Consider the following 18,511-nt stretch of genomic DNA (forward strand, 5'->3'; position numbering starts at 1 on the left):
CCAATGACCAGTAAATTAACCAAAGAACGCCTCCTGGAAATCGCTGAAGATGGATTCCTGAAGCATGGCGAAAGCAAAGAGTTGGCCCGCATGGCGCTGGCCGAAAAGGCCAGCGAGCCGGTGATATTGTACCGGGAGTGCAATCCCTACAACGGCTTAACCACAGGCTGGCAAGAGCTTACCGAAAACGAGTTCTCATTCCTCAAAGAGAATGCCGGGGAAAATGCAGAGTTCCTCACGCTCTATCGCCACGCGCAGCCAGCGCCGGTAGTGCCTGATGCATACGTGCGCGATGAGCGCGGAAGAATGATGCTTAATGGCGTCTGCGAGCCGAAAATTGGCTTTGGTATAGGCTGGAACGCCTGCCGCGCCGCCATGCTCGACCGACAACTTGTCGACCATGTCGATGAGGAGTCGCTAACCAGCATCAATCCCGCGCCAGCTATGGGTTCGTTGTCAAAAACAGGTGAAGTGCTGCACACCAACTCTCCGGCGCAAGGCGGCAACTCTTCGGTAATTCCTGATACATGGATTCCGGTAAGCGAGCAGATGCCACCAAGTCGTCATGAGGTTTTGGTCGGGCGTTGGTGGGGAGAGAAGCCGCGGTGGTGTTGCAAATGGGCAACGTATAATCCTGGCCACCCTGATGCGCAGAGTAGCGGCTGGTTGATCCCCGGCGGGTCGTGGACGCCCACCCACTGGATGGAGTTGCCAGCCGCCCCGCAGGAGGTGAGGTGATGGACTCTTCCCTGGAATACGCCTGCAAACGCCTGCAGGAACTGGAAAGCCTACTGCTGGTGGATGTGCCTGAAACAGTATGGCCAGCGGAAGTCGGCATGGTCTTCTATCTGAATGGCGGAAGGCAATAATGAAATAAAGATTACTGAAACCATTCGAGATACAGCTCCATGATTACTTTTGGTTGTAGTTTGAACAGGATAACTATCGTTTAAGTCGATTTAATGTGTTGGTTTGGCTAAATGAACAGTATTTTAATGGGGGTGAGCATTTATAATATGCAATCATAGATCTGTGTAACCCTCTGAAATATTTGTATTTATTATTTTTATTGGATGATGAGTGGGGTGTGATAGCAAAAAGATTCATCGATCGATAGAATTTTATTGATCGATGAATCCTTTCAATCTAAACTATGTGTAATGATGTTAGTGGAGATCAATAATGGATAAAAGATACTCAAGTCAGGCCTTCTTTGATTTCCTGTATACCCTTCCTTCTTTGGGGCTGTTGAAGGATGCGACAGCTCGAAACCTCAAAAACTCAGCTTTGCTGTTACTTTCCGCTGTGGATCTCAACAGTGAAGATGACATTCGTGATTTTGATGTCGAACAGTTGATCGACAGATATGTTGAAAATCAAAATTCGAAACCAACTGAGTCAAGTATTCAAAACTATAGAAGCCGTTTTAAGAGCGCAGTTAAAAAATTCGATGAGTACGTATCTGTTGGAACGGTGCTTGACAGGTCTGAAGACGACAATGAATTCGCGGGGTTAGATGCTGTGGAAGAAAAAATTGAAAAGGCTAAATTAGTACCCGACGAGAAAGTAAAAACCTTCAATTTACCAGTGCTACTCCGTCCAGAGACAGGGGCTTTGATTACTATTCAAAACTTACCTACGAACTTTACTGAAGAGGAAGCAGAACGGATCTTATCCATTCTGAAAGCTTACATTCGGTGATAAGAGATTTGAGCCCTTCCTTTGGCGAGAAAGGGCTCAGATTGGGGATGAAAGCACCCGCAATCGGTACTGCATAGACAACAATACCATAGCGGATCCCCATAATTTTATCAAGTTTCAGGGAGGTGCTCTCCTGAGGCGAGGATAACTTATGGCTTTAAAAGAAATTGCAACAAAACCACTACCTGCTGGATTTCGCTGGGTAAAATGTCGATTCCGCCGAGCTCGCGCTAAGGCAGGAACGCCTGATTCAGAGCGACGCGTCCTGGATGCCCATGAGTATGGTTATAAATGTTGGTCCTTCCCCGTAAGGACGAAACCCTAAAATTAAACCCGCTTCGGCGGGTTTTTTATTATGGAAAAACATCAATCTAAACATAAGCATGGTGTTGGTAAAAAGTGCTGCAGAGGGGTTGAACATTTCATGCAACCGGTATACTGTTTATTTATACAGTATCCATGTGAGGTGCTAACCATGAAAGTTGAAGTCACAATTGATAAACATAAAAAACTCCCTGATGGCGCTATACCAGCGCTTGAGCAAGAATTGCTGCGCCGCTTGTCCCAGTCTTATGATGACTGCAAATTAACCATTCGACGCACAAGCAACGATGGACTTAGCGTTTTGGGCGGCGCTGATGGCGATAAAAAACGCGTTGAGCAAATTCTGCAAGAGACATGGGAAAGCGCAGACGACTGGTTTTATTAGTTTAATTGTGATGGTGGCGGCTCTTATCCCAGAGCATCGCATTCGCGTTTCCCTTGATGCTGCTACCCGTTTTTTATGAGTGCGTCTGTATGTCGCTCAGGGGGTAATGTGACAGATGGTATTGACCCAAATCAGCAGGGGAATGTGTGGGCCACCATTACGGACGGATCCGGACATGTGTTGTGCTCATTCCGATTAGCTTTGAATGACCGAATCCTTTTATCGAATATTAATAGTGAAGTATCGGTTAGGAAAATAGCTAAAGATGAACACCTCTGGACAAGAAAATCATTAGTGGAGGTTATTAAGGAAATGAGCTCTAAAAATTGACTATTAACAGCTAGCTACATCATACTTGCAGTGCTGGTCTGAACAACCAGCCACCTGACAGTAATGCGCCACCGGAGAACGTGATGGCGCAGCTTCACTTAATAAAACAATCTCAAGGTATCCTGATCCCCGCGACGCCGGAGACCAGTGATTTTCTGCAATCAAAATGCAAGCTCGGATCCGTTCTGGAAGCCGATTATAAGCTTGTCCGTAATCCGGCGTTTCACCGCCGTTACTTTGCTTTACTCAATCTCGGTTTTGAATATTGGGAACCTACCGGCGGGGCGATTTCGTCTAACGAGCGCAGGCTTATCACAGGTTACGCCAAATACCTTGCTGCATATGGCGGGAGTGAATCGGCGTTACTTGATGCCGCCGGGCAATATCTCGACCGAATAGCCGAGAAGCGATCCGGCTATATCAGTATTTGCAAATCCTTCGATGCTTACCGGGCGTGGGTCATCGTTGAAGCCGGCCACTATGACGCCATACAGCTGCCCGACGGTACACTGAAAAAACATCCTCGCAGCATATCTTTCGCCAGCATGGAAGAATGCGAATTTCAGGAACTGTACAAAGCATCGCTGGATGTTCTCTGGCGGTGGATCCTCTCTCGTTCGTTCAACAGCCTGCAGGAAGCTGAGAACGCCGCAAACCAGCTTTTAAGTTTTGCGGGGTGATGCCGATGAAATACTCATGGTTTCACCATCTCGAATGCACAACGCAGCAGGCCGACGAATTGGTAGCGAGATATCGTCAGCGGGGCGTAAAGGTCGAACGAAGCTTAAACCCTGACTTTATGACATGGACCGTCAGCGTGCAGCTGGTGGAGGACAAAAATCCGCCTCGGCCAGACTCTCGCTGGCGCAACAGGATGTGGGGGTGAGTATGGCGAACCTTCGCAAAGCGGCCCGAGGTCGCGAATGTACAGTGCGGATCCCTGGTTACTGCAACGGCAACCCGGAAACCAGCGTGTTGGCGCATTACCGCCTGGCGGGTACGTGCGGCACAGGATGCAAGCCTGACGATACTCAGGCGGCGATCGCCTGCAACGGGTGCCATGACGTAATCGACGGCAGAACCAAAACCACCGATTTCACCTACGACGAATTGCGCCTGATGCATGCCGAAGGCGTGCTCAGAACTTTGGCTATATGGAAACAAGAGGGGTTACTGAAAGCATGAAACTCGAAGCATCCTTAAAACATTTCAGCCCTCAGGGTATGCACATCAGCGATGACGTGAAAAGCACAACACCAAATCGCCTGACAGGAACAGATGTTATGGCGGCCATCGGTACCACCAGCAGTCGTGCGCGCTTCGGCTTGGCCGCTTTCTTCGGAAAGGTTGGTATCAGCAAAACGGATGAACAGCTCGCAGTTCAGGCGCTGGCGCAGTTTGCCATCAAAAACGCTCCTAAAAATGTCCGCAAAGCCGCTGGTGACAAACTCGGAGGCTGCATGTTGACGCTGGCGCAATTTGCCTTTGCGGAATATTCACGTTCGGCGGCCACCAGCGCAACGTGTCACAGCTGCAGCGGTACTGGGTTTATTTCCCAGCATGAAAATGTAATTAAGCACCCTGGTATTTTCAATGCAGACGGTGTCGAAGTGAAGGCCCCAAAGATTAAAAATGAACTGGTGAAAAGGGTCTGTATAGTGTGCGGAGGAAAGAAAGTGATCCATGCGCGATGCAGGTGTGGTGGTAAAGGTGAGGTGTTAGATCGCAAAACGACCAAAGAACTTGGCGCACCGGTTTTCAAAACATGTGAGCGCTGCTCTGGTAATGGCTTCTCTGTTGTACCCTCAGCGACGGTACACCGCGCCATTCTGAAGCGTCTCCCGGATCTCCATCAGTCTTCGTGGTCACGCAACTGGAAACCGTTCTATGAGGGTCTGGTGGACACGCTGCGTCAGGGTGAGCGACAAGCGGCTGTAGAATTCGAGAAGGCGACAACTTACTAATGTGATTGGCGCAAATGGCGACACTTATTTGCATATTAATGTTGACTTTGCATAAAGGTGTCCTGTACGCTTTCAATCGTGGGATATAACGCCCGTACGAAATCAATCAATGAAGCCCTGCCTATATGGCGGGGTTTTTCTTTTGCTTAAACGTCTCAGGAAAAGGTGCTGCCGTGTGTTCCAGTAGAGCGCTCTTATTGTAATAATGCTGTTTTATGTTGCAAGGAGCGGTGAACTATGGATATTCGCTGGTGGCACTATGTGTTGTTTTTTATTTTGATTGCAGCCTTTTACAATATCGGTCCCGAGGCTATTGGGCGTGGCTTAAGAGAGCTTGGCGGAATCATTGTTGATGGCATGATCCACAAAAACTAGCAAAAACATTGAAATCAAAGGCTCGAACTTGTGGGCCTTTTGCTTTTCTGAACTCAGCGCTTTTGAGTAATGGCGTGCTGCACGACTCATTAACGCCCATGTGCGAGAGCCCTGAACCAGATTGAAGTTACTCAGCAATAAGAAAACTGCATGTCATCATTTGCTTACATCTTATTGACCAGAAAATTAACATGTTGTTAATCTATTCGTGTGGTGAATCCCCCTGTGCGGAGGGGCGGAAACAGCAAGTAATGCGAGTTAAAAAGTCCGCGAGTCACGGAGGCTGTCCAAAGACTCATCGGGAGGCACCCGGCACCATGATGCAATGCTACTAAGCTATTTGGTAGTGGGGTTGCCGTTTCGGCTTCTCCAGCTATGTTTAAAAGGCAGTAACGGACAAACGAGCGCTCTCCTGGTAAATCGGTAGCTCGGACTATTAGGTGCGTTTTCGTTCGTTACTATCTAGAATGCCTACTTTCTGCCCGTTCCTGTGAACGGGCTTTTTTTATTCCTAACCACTTCGATAAATCTAAGAACAATGACTATGCATTCATCTGCCGGTATTCCTTTCCCCGTCAACCGGGAGGAACTCACAGAAGTGAGAAGGGGAGAAGAATGTTATTTTGCGTATGAATCTCAGGCCATGACAACGTATGGCATTGAAGAGACGTTACCGGGATGTTAAGGTTTTATAAGTGGTGAATCCCCCTAGCGGAGGGGCGTAAACAGTTAGAAGCGAATCCTCAGCGCGAGTCACGGTGACTGACCCACGACTCACCGGGAAGCACCCGGCACCACACATACTGCATAACCCCCTAAAGGCCTTCCGTAATGGAAGGCCTTTTCTCTTCCGGATGGCAGAGCGTCAATTTTCAGCCCGTAGGCCTATACCTGTCTTAGAGGTGTTCATCTGGCCACTTTGCCTAATGGGCTTGCTTTTCTAATCTTTACGGGAATTGCAGTGGATGCTTTACCAGAGATTAGGATGGCGTAAAGCCTAAGCGGTGGGGAGTTTTTCTTGAGTGAAAATCTTACTACAGTGAGGGCACATCAGCGCAGAGCCTTTCTGGACTCGGGTGTAACTATGTTCTGATTGGTTGGTGCAGCCAGGGCAGGTACATTTGATGAGGTAGTTGCGATTGTTTTTTGAGTTTTTGCGTTGTTGCATATGATATTTCCTGATGAATGGTCCGCAACCATACACTATCCCCTGGCACATAGCTCGCGTTGAATTCCCTAACCACCTTGTCAAGGTGGTTTTTTCTTTCAGGTACCCGGAATCACCATTGATGAGTATTTCTCCTGCCGGTCCTGATCCTTATCACACACAGCACCCCGTTAACCCGGAGGTGAACCTATGGCAAAGCATATGCAAGACAAAGAAAGCATGGCCGGAATCACCTGGCTGGCTCTGCTGATCATTGCTGGTTGGGGCGGCCTTGTCCGATTCCTGATGGATGTGAAGCAGGGCAAAGCAAAATGGAGCTGGATAAATGCTTTTGCGCAGATTGTGGTTTCGGCTTTTACCGGGGTTATTGGTGGGCTCATCAGCATTGAAGGTGGCCTGAGTATTTACATGATACTGGCCACTGCCGGTATCAGTGGTGCTATGGGTTCCGTAGCGCTCACATATTTCTGGGAACGAATCACTGGAGTGAAAGCACAATGACAGCAGACCAGACTATCGAGGGGATCCTCGGCAAAGAGGGTGGTTATGTCGATCATCCGTCGGATAAAGGCGGGCCGACCCGCTGGGGCATCACCCAAACCACCGCCCGTGCACATGGCTACACCGATGATATGCGAAACCTCCCCAGGGAAACAGCAAAGCAAATCCTGCTGAGCGATTACTGGACCGGCCCCCGGTTCGACCAGGTGGCAAGTTTATCAACGTTACTGGCAGATGAGCTTTGCGACACTGGCGTGAACATGGGGCCATCGGTTGCAAGTAAGTTTTTCCAGCGCTGGCTCACTGCCCTTAACATGCGCGGGAAGTTGTATCCCGATCTGATCCCGGATGGCGCCATTGGCCCCCGAACCATCACTGCGCTTAAGGGATATCTTTCCGCCCGCGGGAAAGAAGGTGAACAGGTTCTGTTGCGTGCGCTGAACTGCAGCCAGGGTGCCAGATACCTCGAACTGGCGGAGGGCCGCGAAGCCAACGAGGATTTTCTCTACGGCTGGGTTAAGGAGCGTGTCCTGTGAAGATGATCATTTTCGCTTTGCTCGTGCTGGTGGCTGTGCTCGTTCTGTTACTTCTGCGCAAATACACCCGGCTGGAGTTCGTTAGCCATGCCAGCCTGCTGCTGAAAACATGGTCTGTAAAGCTGGGGGCTATCGGCGCGCTGGTTGGCGTGTGGGCGCAGTCGTTCCCGGATGCTGCTCTGCACGCCTGGGCGATGCTGCCGCCGGACATTAAAAACATTCTGCCACCAAACATTGTGGCACTGATTAGCCCTGCGCTGGTTGTGCTGGCGGTGCTATCGCAATACGTGCGCCAGCCTTCATTGAAAGATAAAGCCGACGAACTGAAGGAGCCGCAGCAATGAGCTTCGAAATTATTGCTGGGCTGGTGGTCGTCATCCTGGGTGCTATCGCTGGCGCGTTCGGCATTGGTCATGCTCGCGGGGCCAGTAAGGCGAAAGCCAAAGCTGATCAGCAACGTACCGAAGAGAACGCCGCTGCTACTGTCGCCGCGGCAGAACGCCGTGCTGAAGTCACGAAAGGGGCCAGCGATGTACAGGAAGACGTTAAGCGTATGGGCGATGACGATATTGATCGGGAGCTGCGCGAAAAGTTTACCCGCCCCGGTAGTCGTTGACACGGCCTGCAGCTGGGTGCGGATCATCTACCTGACTGACCACGATATCGATGTGTTGGATAATCAGACCAAGCGTGACATCCTGGCGCACAACAAAGCAGTGCAGGCCAATTGCTCGCAGCTCACAGAGAAGGGTTCCAGGTAATTCAGCTACAAACGCAGAACACTTTAGGTACTGAAATTTACATGGCCACATGAACAAAAAATCAGAATACGAGACAACAGAGCGCTGAAAAATGAAAAGTTGGTATCTAAGTCAGGTGCATTAAGGCACTATGGATTTTCAATTCCTTCTATCTAAGAAGCTGCCCATGACAAGAAATTCACTCCCTCAACTTCCGCATGGTTATCGATACGGTGACGAGCACTCTATTCACCCTCATTGTGATGGGGATTATTTAGCTCCGCAGGGATGTGTTATTAAGTCCGTTAACCTTGTAGATGGGGTGGTTATTTATGTGCCCATCCAACGCTATATCAAGCATCTAGATCTTTGGGTTAATGCCGAAGGAACTGTCGAATAAATTGTTAGTTACCGGCCTCGTTCGGGAGAGCTGAGAATTGCCATCAAAAGACCAGCAGAGATGCCTGGTGCTCTGGTTGAATGTTCCGGCAAGTTGAAAATGATTGGTTCAATGAGCTCTTTCGATATTTTAATGCTATCGATAACTTAAATGAAGCTATCATCACGTTATCACTGCCAGCCAACACCAAAACGGCAGTGGTCAGTTAAAAAGCAGAAAAGCCTCTCCCGGGTGGCTCCTGAGAGATTTTAGTTTTCTAACTGGTACCAACCAAAGGTCGCATTTTTATGCGGCCTTTTTTATTGCGCGTAACAAACATCCATAAGGCAACCGTTCTGCTTGTTCACTCGGCAAGAATTAATGCGAATGCATCACAGAGGCCATTTACTGAGTGGCTTCGATAATGCTCCCCACATCGCACAGAGGTAACACATGGCAGAGATCACACCTGCAGAACAGATTCGACTGAATCTGCTTTCCACCCTGAACTACGACACAGCAGCAGCAAAAGAGGCTATTGCGTTCGTCCAGGATAGCCAGCTCAAATATCAGCTCTTCATCCAGCAGTACAGCCGCGTGACAACTGAATCGGAAGTGGTTGCAAGAACCATCAAAGCGGTTCAGGAGGCGACCGAAGCTCTGGCGCTTTTTGATACCGCCGCTGAGTAATCATCACAAATGCCACCTGCGGGTGGCTTTTTTAATGGTTATCGAATAGGGGGAGCCTATGCCGGTATGCACGATTTCAATAGAAGTAAAAAGCCGCTGGTGGCTACCGTTCTACGTCAAGACACTGACTTTATTCTGTCTGATGTTCCAGCGCGAGCCTGATTACGAAAAGATTTCCGCATTTATCGCGAAGTATGGCATCGGCCAGAAAGTGAAGGCGGGACCAGTGCGAAAGAATACGGAGTAATCCATGGCAAAACCGGACTGGGGCGAGCTTCAGCAACGGTTCCTGTCCGATCATGCCGCAACCGGCGTATCACCGAAGGATTGGTGTGAAGCGCAGGGACTGAATTACGCTACTGCCCGCCGATACATCAAGAAACCCACTGCGCAAACTGCGCAAAAACCTGCACAGAAGAAATTGTGCACTGCGCAAAAGGAAAAGTGCGCAGAAGAGCTGGTGGAAGATGATGGACTCACCGATCAACAGCGTTTATTTGTCGCGGAATACCTGAAGGACAACAACGCCACGCAGGCCGCTATCCGTGCCGGGTACAGCAAGAAGACAGCGAATGAGCAGGGAGCAAGGCTGTTAGCAAAAGTTAGTATTGCGCAGGCCATTGCGCAGCAGCAGAAAGCATCCATTGTGCGCACGCTTGGAAGTGCTGATGAAGTGCTTGAGCAGATGTGGCGCCTGGCCACCTTCGACGCCAACCAGCTTTCTCAGTATCGCCGCGGTAGCTGCCGTTACTGCTGGGGCTTTGGTCACCAGTATCAGTGGCGCGATGCCGTAGAGTACGAAGAGAAGCGCCTCGAAGCACTTGAGCGTAAACGTCGGGAACCTTTGGATGATGGGGGATACGGCTACGACCACACTAGCGCACCTAACCCGGAATGTCCTCGCTGCAATGGGGATGGTATCGGCCAGCCTTTCTTCGCTGATACGCGCAAGCTGGCGCCTGATGCAGCGCTTGCCTATTCCGGCGTGAAGCTCGGAAAGAACGGTGTGGAGATAACCGCTATCAGCCGCGAGCGAATGTTCGAGGCGGTGATGAAGCGTCTCGGCCTGGCTGATAGTGAATTCGCCCAGCGCCTGCAGCAGATAGAAATTGAGCGCCGGCAGCTGGAGATCGACAAACTTCGCAAAGAACTGGCCGCTGACCCGGAAGATGACGAACCAACGCCAGTTGCGATCAATATCAACGTAGTCGATGCGCGAGTGAGGGAAGAGGATGGCGATAGCACCGACGCTTAACGTTCCTCAGGCCAAATTCCTTGCGATGCAGTACAAGTTTAAGGCCTATGTCGCCGGCTTCGGTTCTGGCAAAACATGGGTCGGTTGCGGCGGCATCTGCAAAGGAATGTGGGAACACCCAAAAATCAACCAGGGTTACTTTGCGCCAACGTATCCGCAGATTCGTGACATCTTTTATCCCACCGTTGAGGAAGTAGCCAATGACTGGGGGCTGAATGTCAAAATCAACGAGGGGAACAAAGAGGTTCACTTCTACGCCGGGCGCCAGTATCGCGGAACCACGATCTGCCGCTCGATGGAGAAACCACAAACCATCGTTGGTTTTAAAATTGGTAACGCGCTGATTGATGAGCTGGACGTGATGCCCGCGCAAAAGGCGCAATTAGCCTGGCGAAAAATCATCGCGCGTATGCGTTACAAGGTGCCCGGCCTGCGTAACGGAATAGACGTCACCACGACGCCGGAAGGGTTTAAATTCGTTTATCAGCAGTTCGCAAAGGCTGTGCGTGATAAACCCTCTCTCTCAACGCTGTACGGACTGGTTCAGGCCTCGACGTTCGACAACGAAAAGAACTTGCCGGCGGACTACATCCCGTCATTGATGGAGTCATACCCGCCGGAACTGATAAAGGCTTATCTGCGTGGCCAGTTCACCAACCTGACCAGCGGGACGATTTACCATCAGTTCGATCGTAAGCTGAATAACTGCCGGGAAGAGGAGCAGCCCGGCGAGCCTCTGTATATTGGTATGGACTTTAACGTCGGGAAGATGGCCGGGATTGTTCACGTGTTACGTCTGGGGCTTCCGTTTGCGGTGAATGAAATCGTGAAGGCTTACGATACCCCTGACATGATTCGCATCATCAAAGAACGGTTCTGGCTGTACGACGGCAAAGATTATCGCAAGGTGCGTGAAATCTATATCTATCCGGATGCTTCCGGTGATTCTCGTAAATCCAGCAATGCCAGCGCCACTGATATCGCCCAGCTTAAGCAGGCTGGCTTCAATGTGGTTGTTAATGCATCAAACCCACCAGTGAAAGACCGCATCAACGCGATGAATGCCATGTTCTGCAATGGCAACGGCGAACGTCGCTACAAGGTGAACGTACAGCGCTGCCCGGTGTACGCAGAATCGCTCGAACAACAGGTCTGGGCCGAGAACGGTGAGCCGGATAAAACGGCGGATAACGATCACCCTAACGATGCCGGCGGGTATTTCATTGTGAAGCAATTCCCGATCATCAAACCAACCGGAAAAGTCACCCAACTGCGGATGTAAAAACATGCCTGATATTTCAACGCCCAACCTCGACTATAACGATATGGTTGAGGCATGGGATATTAATGATGCGCTGATGGGCGGCACGCTGGAAATGCGCCGGCAGGGCAAGAAGTATCTCCCGAAATGGCCGAACGAAGATCCTGAAAGCTATAAGGAGCGTTTAGCTTCGGCAACGTTACTACCTGCCTATGAAGAGGCCATTAAACAAAACATCGGGCGAGTGTTTGCTGAGCCGACGGTATTGAGTGAGGACTCTCCTGAACAAATACGAGAGTTGTCGCCAGATATTGATATGGAAGGAAACCGGCTCGATGTCTGGGCACAGCAATTTTTCAGCATCGGATTCCAGTATGGTCTGGTACATGCGCTGGTGGACTTCCCGAAAATTGACTCGGAGGCAGTAAAAACTAAAGCCGACGAAAAAGCCGCGGGATCCCGCCCGTATGCCACGATGTTAAATCCTCGCCAGGTCATCGGCTGGAAATCGAAAGTGGTTAAAGGGAAAGTGGTGCTGACCGATCTGCGTATCAGAGAGGTCATCATTATTGATGGCGATGATTACGGGCAAACGAAAGTTGAGCAAATACGCCATATCATGCCGGGCAAGGTTGAAATTTATCGCCGAAATAAAGGTGATAACGGCGAAAGCCAGTGGCAGATTCACGACGAGTGGGAAACCAGTCGCGATGATATTCCCCTGGTGACGCTTTACACGAAACGCACAGGCTTTATGCGCGGTTCACCGCCACTGCTTAATCTCGCCTTACTGAATATCAAGCACTGGCAGAGTCAGAGTGAACAGGACAACATCCTTCATGTCGCTCGCGTGCCGTTGCTGGTGGCTTACGGTCTGGCTGATGGCGAAACGTTGACGATAGGTTCTTCCTCTGCGACTCGTTTCGATGACCGCCAGCGGCAGGGACTGGAATATGTCGAGCATACCGGGGCTGCGATTGAAGCCGGTAAGATTTCCCTTGAAGATCTGGAAAACCAGATGCGTCAGGCCGGCGCAAAACTGCTGCGCGCGGAAAACACCTCAACCAAATCTGATGACCAGACGCATGAAGAGCGCATGCAGGAAAACTCCCCTCTGTATACGATGGCGAGTTCTCTTGAGGACGCCCTCGATAACATTCTGCAGATTATGGCGGAATGGCTGGGCGAGAAAGAGGGCGGCAATGTCGATGTACGCACCGAACTGGATGTTTCAGCCCAGACGTTTGATGCCACAGCTGCAACAGCTGTTCAGTCGCTCCGTCAGGGTGGTGATATACGTCAGGTCGATGCTGTTCGCGTATTGCAGGCGCTGAAATTCATCGACCCGGACGCCAAACCGGAAGAGGTAATCGACGAGTTGCGGAATCAGCAGGTCACGCTGGCCAGCGGACTGAGTAACCCGGGTGGTGCAAATGGCAACGGCGAATGACAAGCTTCAGGATGAATCGATAGCGCATGCGATATGGATAGCGCGGTACAGCACCAGTGTAGCTAACAGGATGATAAAGGTCCTGAATGACAGCGACGCTGAGCTGACTGCTCGGTTGCTGGTGGCGATGGATACCCTGGATGCGGACAGCTTTACCGTCTCGCGACTGGAAGCGCTGCTCAGTAGTGTCAGGGCTCTCAATCGCGAGGCTGTGCAGTCAATGTACGCCGGACTATCTGATGAACTGCAGCAACTCGCTCAGCACGAAGCAGGCTTTCAGCTGAGCCTGTTCCAGTTTGCGATCCCCGATGATGTGTTATCGCTTCACCCGCTGGTGGGTATTTCACCGGATGCAGTGTATGCCGCGGCGATGGCACAGCCATTTCAGGGGCGCCTGCTCAGTGAGTGGGCTGATAACCTTGAAGCCGATCGCATGGCGCGTATCAGCAATACGGTGCGGCAGGGATTTCTGCTGGGTGATACGCATGAGCAGATAGCCCGCAAGGTACGCGGACACGCTAACCGTGGTTATCAGGATGGCGCGTTGCAGATGAGCAGGGCCAACGCCGGCAGCATTGCCAAAACAGCTGTAGGGCATCTTGCGGCAACGGCGCGAAAGAGCTTTGCGGATGCTAACGACGACATCCTGAAGGGGAAACAGTGGTTATCCACTTTGGATAACCGTACATCAAAAGACTGTCGGATTCGCGACCGCCTCAAGTACACACTGGATAACAAGCCGATCGGCCATAAGGTGCCGTATCTGCAGGGACCCGGGAAAATCCATTTCTGCTGTCGCAGCGTCGAAACCTACATCCTGAAATCGTCTGATGAGCTGGGTATTGCTGTAGGGCAAATATCAGATAGCTCACGTGCCAGCATGGACGGGCAGGTGCCTTCGGATACCGATTATCAGGGCTGGTTCTCGCGCCAGTCGTTTACGCGCCAGTCCCAGATCGTTGGCGTAACCCGGGCCCGGCTGATTCGTGACGGCGGCATGTCGCCCGATGACTTCTACAACGACAAGGGCGAATGGCTGACTCTGGAGCAACTGCGTAACCTGGATGCTCAGGCGTTCAGCAACGCCAGACTTTAAAGCTTTTAAGTCCTCAATCAGGCTACCTCCGGGTGGCCTTTTTTATTGCCGTGATCCGGATGGTGAGCGGTGCAACGGTCGGATGACCCCGAAAAGGTAACCACATGAAACTGAAAACAGTCGAAGTTAACGGTAAAAGCTATGCAGAAGTCGATTCCAGCGGTTTACCCGTCTACGTCCACGATGACGGCCAGGAAGTTGGTTTTGATGCTGTGCAGGCCGTTGGGAAAATCTCCTCTCTGAATGGCGAGGCGAAATCTCATCGTGAAGCCAAAGAAGCAGCTGAAGCCAGTCTGGCTAAGTTTGCCAAAATAGGTGATCCGGCGAAGGCACTCGAAGCGCTGGAGATGATGACTAAAATCGACCAGAAAAAACTGATCGACGCAGGTGCTGTTGATCAGGTTAAAGCGGATATCACCAAATCCTTCCAGGCGCAGCTTGATGAAGCTACTCAGCGTGCGACGACCCTTGAAGGCCAGCTTTACCAGGAAATGATCGGCGGCCGGTTCTCTGGCTCGAAATTCATCGCAGATAAAGTAGCAATTCCGGCAGATATGCTTCAGGCGCGGTTCGGTCAGTCCTTCAAAGTCGAGGACGGCAAAGTCGTTGCCTATGATGGCTCTGGCAACAAAATTTATTCCCGCTCGAAGCCGGGCGAACTGGCGGCCTTTGATGAGGCGCTGGAGTTCCTGGTGGAGCAGTACCCACAGAAAGACCACATTCTGAAGGCCAGCGGCAACCAGGGAGGCGGCTCACGGCAGTCTCAGCATTCACTCGGGCAGAAAACGATGAAACGCGATGCGTTTACCAGTTTGAGCCCGACAGATCAGCAATCAACTCTCAAAGACGGTATCACCATCGTCGATTAATTCTTTGCCAGCCGCCGGATGGCTGCTGGTGCCGGAGCTGGATAGCTCAACCAACCCTATATTTTAATCTCCAAGGAATCTATACACATGGCTAATACGCTTACCGGGTTGATCCCGACTATCTTCACGGCTCTGGATACCGTATCTCGCGAACAGGTCGGTTTTATCCCGGCTGTATCGCGCAATGCGAAAGCTGATGCGGCGGCGAAGGACCAGACTGTTACTGCGCCGGTTGCGCCACCGGCAACCACTGTTGATATTACCCCGGGGGCTACTGCGCCAAATGACGGCGACCAGACGATCGGCACCGTTGATGTCAAAATCACCAAATCCAAAATGGCCCCGGTCAAATGGAACGGTGAGGAACAACTGGCACTGGGGCCCGCAGGGACATACAACACCATCCTTGCTGATCAGTTTAAGCAGGCTTTTCGCGCGCTGGCTAATGAGATGGATGCAGATCTCGCTGCTCTGTATTTCGCATCCTCCCGTGCTGTTGGTACGGCCGGCACCGCTCCTTTCGGTATTGCAGGTGATTTGTCGGATGCGGCCAACGCGCGCCAGGTTCTCTCTGACAACGGTTCGCCGACAACTGATCTGCAGATGGTTCTCGGTTCTTCGGCTATCGCTAACCTCCGCGGTAAACAGTCTGTTCTGTTCAAAGTAAACGAATCCGGTACTGATGCGCTTCTGCGCGAAGGTATCGTGGGGCGACTGGAAGGTTTCAATATCCACGAATCCGCGCATGTTAAGAAACGCGCTGCATCTCCGGCTGCCGGATACCTGGTGAATGGAGCAAAAGCCGAAGGCGATATTCTGATTGCGATTGATACCGGCACAGGTGCTTTTGCTGCGGGTGACATTGTTACCTTTGACGGTGACAGCAATAAATACCTTGTTGCTGCCGCGACTACCACAGCCATCACCCTGGCTGCTCCTGGCTTACGTCAGGCGCTGGCCGACAACACCGCAATTACCGCTGGTGGCGCCTACACCGCAAACATGGCGTTTGATCGCAATGCATTCCTGCTTGCATCCCGAACCCCGGCAATGCCGCAGGGCGGCGATACTGCGGATGATGTGATGAACGTTACTGACCCCGTATCTGGCATCACTTACCAGGTAGCACTGTACCGCCAGTATCGCCAGGTGCGTTACGAAGTCGGTTTGTCCTGGGGCGTAGCGGCAGTTAAGTCGGCGCACTCAGCGTTGTTGCTGGGCTGATAAACAGGGGCTTCGGCCCCTTTTTTTAGTGGAGGGCTAATGGCCGGATTAACAAAAGAGCAGCGCGCCCAACGAGCTGCTGAGCAAACTGCGCCTACGCAGGCGGATAACAAAGAACCCGTATCGACCACATCGCAGCTGGTGGCGATGGTTACCGATTTCCCGGCATTCCCGGGGGCGCCCAATACCGCCAACGTTCACCCTGATGAAGTGGAGAACTGGAAGGCGCACGGCTGGAAAGAAATGGAGTGATGCATGATCACTTTCATCACCGTTGAAGACGTCAATTCGATTCTCGGTGCCACCTGGACAGATGAAAGCAAAAAAGCCAAATCTGTGCTGATGGCTAATACCTGGATGAATGGACTTAACCTGAAAATGCCGTGCGATAAGGCAACTCACGAAATCATCATTCCTGACGATGTGAAGCAGGCTGGCGCCTATGCAGCGCTAGCGGCCTCGAATGGTGGCCTTTATCAGCAGAAAACCGATTCTGGTGTGTTGCTGAGTAAGACGGTAGATGCCGATGATGTCAGCGTTTCAAAGACCTTCGCGGAACTCGCTACCAACAGCTCGGCATTGCTTGAGTCTGATCTGCAGCTGGCGCTTGCAATGCTAAAGCCCTATGGCGTTAGTCAGTCTCAGGTACGGCTGGTAAGGGGGTGATATGCAAAACACTGATGTGCATTATGCCGGTGACGGGCTCGGCCCTCGCGATGTGTTTGTGAATGGAAACCCGATCAATTATGTCGTTTACGCAAACCCGGCAAAGGGCGTTGTTGAGTTTGCTCCGCTCCCGCTGAGGGTTAAACGCAACGGCGAAATCTATACCAGGAAACTGCGTGGTAACGTCCTGGTCCTTTTTACTGGCGGAAATGTTTCTAACAATATCCCGCTTCAGCGTTTTGGTGAAAAAGGCATAGAGGAGGTAGACCGTGGGTATCCGCGACGAACTCCAAACTGAAGTCGCCGCAGCATTCGATACCGATCTGCAGGATGCGGTCAACGAGTTCGCCGGAAGCTACACCGTTCGAGGTGCCTGGGATCCGGTGACGGAAACCGGCACTGAAACTCATGTGACTTACTCGGGGCGTGGAGTACTAGCGCGCTATAAAATGCGCCGTATCGATGGCGTTAACATTCTGCATGGTGATGTGAAGCTAACCGCCCTGGTTAACGAGGTGACAGATAAGCCGGCCGTCGGGCATATCATCACCGCGCCGGATCCGATTACGGCTGAGCTTCAGCGCTACGAGGTCATCACCGCTTCTGCTGACTCTGCTGGCGCTGCGTACTCCATTCAACTGCGGAGGGCGTGATATGGCTAAGGGCTGGAACATTGACCCGGCCGCATTCGCCGGGCTGGTGGCCGAAGATGTCAAACTACGCCAGCGGACAATCGCCATTCAACTGCTGAATGAGATTGTTCAACGGTCGCCGGTAGGAAACCCGGAGCTGTGGGCTATCAACGCGACCGCGGTTCAGTACAACAAAGCGGTAGGCGAGTGGAACGAGTCTCTTTATGCCGATCCTGCCAATCTGACAAAGACTGGCCGTCTCAGAAAGAAAGTCCGTGTTAATGACAGCATGGATATCAGGCGCCCGGCTGAGTATCGCGCAGGAACCTTCAGGGCATCGCATTTTGTCAGCATCGGCGAACCTGATCATTCCGTCCCGACCGAACCGGATCCGCGCGGGACAATGACGTTTCTTAATGGCAAAAATATCATTGACCAGGCGCCAGCCTACTCGGTGATTTACATCCAGTCGAACCTGCCTTACTCCGTGCCTCTGGAGAATGGCCACTCAACGCAAGCGCCGACAGGCGTCTATGCCGTCTCGTTTAATGGTGTGATTCAGGCCTACAAATGACCCTTACAGAAATCAGAAATGCTGTCATTTCCCGAATGGCGGCACAGACCGCTATTGCCTCTGATGCGGTGGATTATCCCAATGGTCCGGTATTTGACCCCAGCAACCGCGATATCTGGGCCCGCCTCACCAACATTGCAGGGCAGGCAGGCGCAACCGAGATCGGGGATGGGCCGGTCGTCCACAGGACGGGCTTACTCATCATTCAGCTGTTTGTTCCGGTCGGCTCCGGGACGTTGCTTATCTCCCGAACGGCCGATCAGCTAACGGAGTTATTCGAGTTCAGGACCGATGGAAAGCTGAGTTATTTCGCTGTTTCTGCTGTGCCGGCTGGTGAGACCGATGGCTGGTTACAGCTCAATCTTCAAATTCCTTATCGCGCTCTGTAGCG

Annotated in this window: 28 protein-coding genes; 27 read left to right on the forward strand and 1 reads right to left on the reverse strand. The window is 51.6% G+C overall.

The features are described 5' to 3' along the window. The first annotated feature begins 3 nt into the window (after positions 1–3). The 9 genes from ABLV52_RS14795 (at position 4) to ABLV52_RS14835 (ending at position 5,079) form a co-directional block, all read left to right on the forward strand. On the forward strand, positions 4–738 hold the full coding sequence (locus tag ABLV52_RS14795) for a DUF551 domain-containing protein (protein WP_232647382.1): 735 nt from the start codon (positions 4–6) through the stop codon (positions 736–738). After that, on the forward strand, positions 735–869 hold the full coding sequence (locus ABLV52_RS14800; RefSeq protein ID WP_264757138.1) for a hypothetical protein: 135 nt from the start codon (positions 735–737) through the stop codon (positions 867–869). Before ABLV52_RS14795 ends, ABLV52_RS14800 begins: the two co-directional genes overlap by 4 nt. Before the next feature lie 313 nt (positions 870–1,182). Further along, the gene (locus tag ABLV52_RS14805) at positions 1,183–1,701 is read left to right on the forward strand and encodes a hypothetical protein (protein WP_080783026.1); all 519 of its coding nucleotides are present in this window, start codon (positions 1,183–1,185) and stop codon (positions 1,699–1,701) included. A 475-nt stretch (positions 1,702–2,176) separates the two neighbouring features. Then, positions 2,177–2,410 carry a DinI family protein gene (locus tag ABLV52_RS14810; RefSeq protein ID WP_004184503.1) on the forward strand — a complete coding sequence of 78 codons (234 nt, stop codon included), beginning with the start codon at positions 2,177–2,179 and terminating at the stop codon, positions 2,408–2,410. 410 nt (positions 2,411–2,820) lie between these two features. Then, positions 2,821–3,420 carry a DUF1367 family protein gene (locus tag ABLV52_RS14815; RefSeq protein ID WP_124990296.1) on the forward strand — a complete coding sequence of 200 codons (600 nt, stop codon included), beginning with the start codon at positions 2,821–2,823 and terminating at the stop codon, positions 3,418–3,420. Beyond that, on the forward strand, positions 3,420–3,626 hold the full coding sequence (locus ABLV52_RS14820; protein ID WP_071788276.1) for a hypothetical protein: 207 nt from the start codon (positions 3,420–3,422) through the stop codon (positions 3,624–3,626). Before ABLV52_RS14815 ends, ABLV52_RS14820 begins: the two co-directional genes overlap by 1 nt. 2 nt (positions 3,627–3,628) lie before the next feature. Then, positions 3,629–3,925 (forward strand): DUF1364 domain-containing protein, encoded by a 297-nt coding sequence (locus tag ABLV52_RS14825; protein ID WP_032413758.1) that lies wholly within the window; start codon positions 3,629–3,631, stop codon positions 3,923–3,925. Then, entirely contained in the window at positions 3,922–4,704 is a 783-nt protein-coding gene (locus ABLV52_RS14830) for an antitermination protein (protein WP_117049317.1), read from the forward strand. Before ABLV52_RS14825 ends, ABLV52_RS14830 begins: the two co-directional genes overlap by 4 nt. Before the next feature lie 237 nt (positions 4,705–4,941). Then, on the forward strand, positions 4,942–5,079 hold the full coding sequence (locus ABLV52_RS14835; RefSeq protein ID WP_158610688.1) for a hypothetical protein: 138 nt from the start codon (positions 4,942–4,944) through the stop codon (positions 5,077–5,079). Between the two features lie 997 nt (positions 5,080–6,076). On the opposite strand, the gene ABLV52_RS14840 is transcribed toward ABLV52_RS14835, so the two are convergent. After that, a complete protein-coding gene (locus ABLV52_RS14840; protein ID WP_306305618.1) occupies positions 6,077–6,298 on the reverse strand; it encodes a YnfU family zinc-binding protein in 222 nt (73 codons plus the stop codon). A 150-nt stretch (positions 6,299–6,448) separates the two neighbouring features. Between ABLV52_RS14840 and ABLV52_RS14845 the strand changes: the two genes are divergently transcribed. The 18 genes from ABLV52_RS14845 (at position 6,449) to ABLV52_RS14930 (ending at position 18,509) form a co-directional block, all read left to right on the forward strand. Next, positions 6,449–6,748, forward strand: a complete 300-nt coding sequence (locus ABLV52_RS14845) for a phage holin family protein (RefSeq protein WP_024176410.1) — start codon at positions 6,449–6,451, stop codon at positions 6,746–6,748. Further along, entirely contained in the window at positions 6,745–7,284 is a 540-nt protein-coding gene (locus tag ABLV52_RS14850; protein WP_071003307.1) for a putative peptidoglycan-binding domain-containing protein, read from the forward strand. Before ABLV52_RS14845 ends, ABLV52_RS14850 begins: the two co-directional genes overlap by 4 nt. Beyond that, the gene (locus ABLV52_RS14855) at positions 7,281–7,628 is read left to right on the forward strand and encodes a hypothetical protein (protein ID WP_023279089.1); all 348 of its coding nucleotides are present in this window, start codon (positions 7,281–7,283) and stop codon (positions 7,626–7,628) included. The genes ABLV52_RS14850 and ABLV52_RS14855 overlap by 4 nt, the downstream gene beginning before the upstream one ends. After that, complete coding sequence (locus ABLV52_RS14860) at positions 7,625–7,900, forward strand: hypothetical protein (protein WP_023279088.1); 276 nt, start codon at positions 7,625–7,627, stop codon at positions 7,898–7,900. The genes ABLV52_RS14855 and ABLV52_RS14860 overlap by 4 nt, the downstream gene beginning before the upstream one ends. After that, complete coding sequence (locus ABLV52_RS14865) at positions 7,851–8,045, forward strand: hypothetical protein (RefSeq protein ID WP_124990430.1); 195 nt, start codon at positions 7,851–7,853, stop codon at positions 8,043–8,045. The genes ABLV52_RS14860 and ABLV52_RS14865 overlap by 50 nt, the downstream gene beginning before the upstream one ends. A gap of 811 nt (positions 8,046–8,856) precedes the next feature. Continuing rightward, positions 8,857–9,093 (forward strand): DUF2560 family protein, encoded by a 237-nt coding sequence (locus ABLV52_RS14870; RefSeq protein WP_004146211.1) that lies wholly within the window; start codon positions 8,857–8,859, stop codon positions 9,091–9,093. A 250-nt stretch (positions 9,094–9,343) separates the two neighbouring features. Beyond that, positions 9,344–10,348, forward strand: coding sequence for a terminase small subunit (locus tag ABLV52_RS14875; protein ID WP_124990298.1), 1,005 nt, complete (start codon positions 9,344–9,346; stop codon positions 10,346–10,348). After that, positions 10,326–11,630, forward strand: a complete 1,305-nt coding sequence (locus ABLV52_RS14880; RefSeq protein WP_115196833.1) for a terminase family protein — start codon at positions 10,326–10,328, stop codon at positions 11,628–11,630. Before ABLV52_RS14875 ends, ABLV52_RS14880 begins: the two co-directional genes overlap by 23 nt. Before the next feature lie 4 nt (positions 11,631–11,634). Then, the gene (locus tag ABLV52_RS14885) at positions 11,635–13,059 is read left to right on the forward strand and encodes a DUF4055 domain-containing protein (RefSeq protein ID WP_124990299.1); all 1,425 of its coding nucleotides are present in this window, start codon (positions 11,635–11,637) and stop codon (positions 13,057–13,059) included. Next, on the forward strand, positions 13,043–14,155 hold the full coding sequence (locus ABLV52_RS14890) for a phage minor head protein (protein WP_004146205.1): 1,113 nt from the start codon (positions 13,043–13,045) through the stop codon (positions 14,153–14,155). Before ABLV52_RS14885 ends, ABLV52_RS14890 begins: the two co-directional genes overlap by 17 nt. A gap of 104 nt (positions 14,156–14,259) precedes the next feature. Further along, entirely contained in the window at positions 14,260–15,024 is a 765-nt protein-coding gene (locus ABLV52_RS14895) for a DUF6651 domain-containing protein (protein ID WP_012967904.1), read from the forward strand. A gap of 87 nt (positions 15,025–15,111) precedes the next feature. Beyond that, the gene (locus ABLV52_RS14900; protein ID WP_023279082.1) at positions 15,112–16,248 is read left to right on the forward strand and encodes a P22 phage major capsid protein family protein; all 1,137 of its coding nucleotides are present in this window, start codon (positions 15,112–15,114) and stop codon (positions 16,246–16,248) included. A 39-nt stretch (positions 16,249–16,287) separates the two neighbouring features. Further along, positions 16,288–16,500, forward strand: coding sequence for a hypothetical protein (locus ABLV52_RS14905; protein ID WP_023279081.1), 213 nt, complete (start codon positions 16,288–16,290; stop codon positions 16,498–16,500). 3 nt (positions 16,501–16,503) lie between these two features. Next, positions 16,504–16,914: a hypothetical protein gene (locus ABLV52_RS14910; RefSeq protein WP_004146200.1), complete on the forward strand. Its 411-nt coding sequence runs from the start codon at positions 16,504–16,506 to the stop codon at positions 16,912–16,914. 1 nt (position 16,915) lies between these two features. Then, a complete protein-coding gene (locus ABLV52_RS14915) occupies positions 16,916–17,212 on the forward strand; it encodes a hypothetical protein (RefSeq protein WP_023279080.1) in 297 nt (98 codons plus the stop codon). Continuing rightward, positions 17,184–17,567, forward strand: coding sequence for a hypothetical protein (locus tag ABLV52_RS14920; RefSeq protein ID WP_023279079.1), 384 nt, complete (start codon positions 17,184–17,186; stop codon positions 17,565–17,567). Before ABLV52_RS14915 ends, ABLV52_RS14920 begins: the two co-directional genes overlap by 29 nt. A 1-nt stretch (position 17,568) precedes the next feature. Next, a complete protein-coding gene (locus ABLV52_RS14925) occupies positions 17,569–18,120 on the forward strand; it encodes a hypothetical protein (protein WP_012967909.1) in 552 nt (183 codons plus the stop codon). Next, positions 18,117–18,509 carry a phage tail terminator-like protein gene (locus tag ABLV52_RS14930; RefSeq protein ID WP_023279078.1) on the forward strand — a complete coding sequence of 131 codons (393 nt, stop codon included), beginning with the start codon at positions 18,117–18,119 and terminating at the stop codon, positions 18,507–18,509. The genes ABLV52_RS14925 and ABLV52_RS14930 overlap by 4 nt, the downstream gene beginning before the upstream one ends. Positions 18,510–18,511: the final 2 nt, after the last annotated feature.

It is taken from the genome of Klebsiella sp. GB_Kp056 (assembly GCF_040064755.1).
GTDB classification, from domain to species: Bacteria; Pseudomonadota; Gammaproteobacteria; order Enterobacterales; family Enterobacteriaceae; genus Klebsiella; species Klebsiella quasipneumoniae.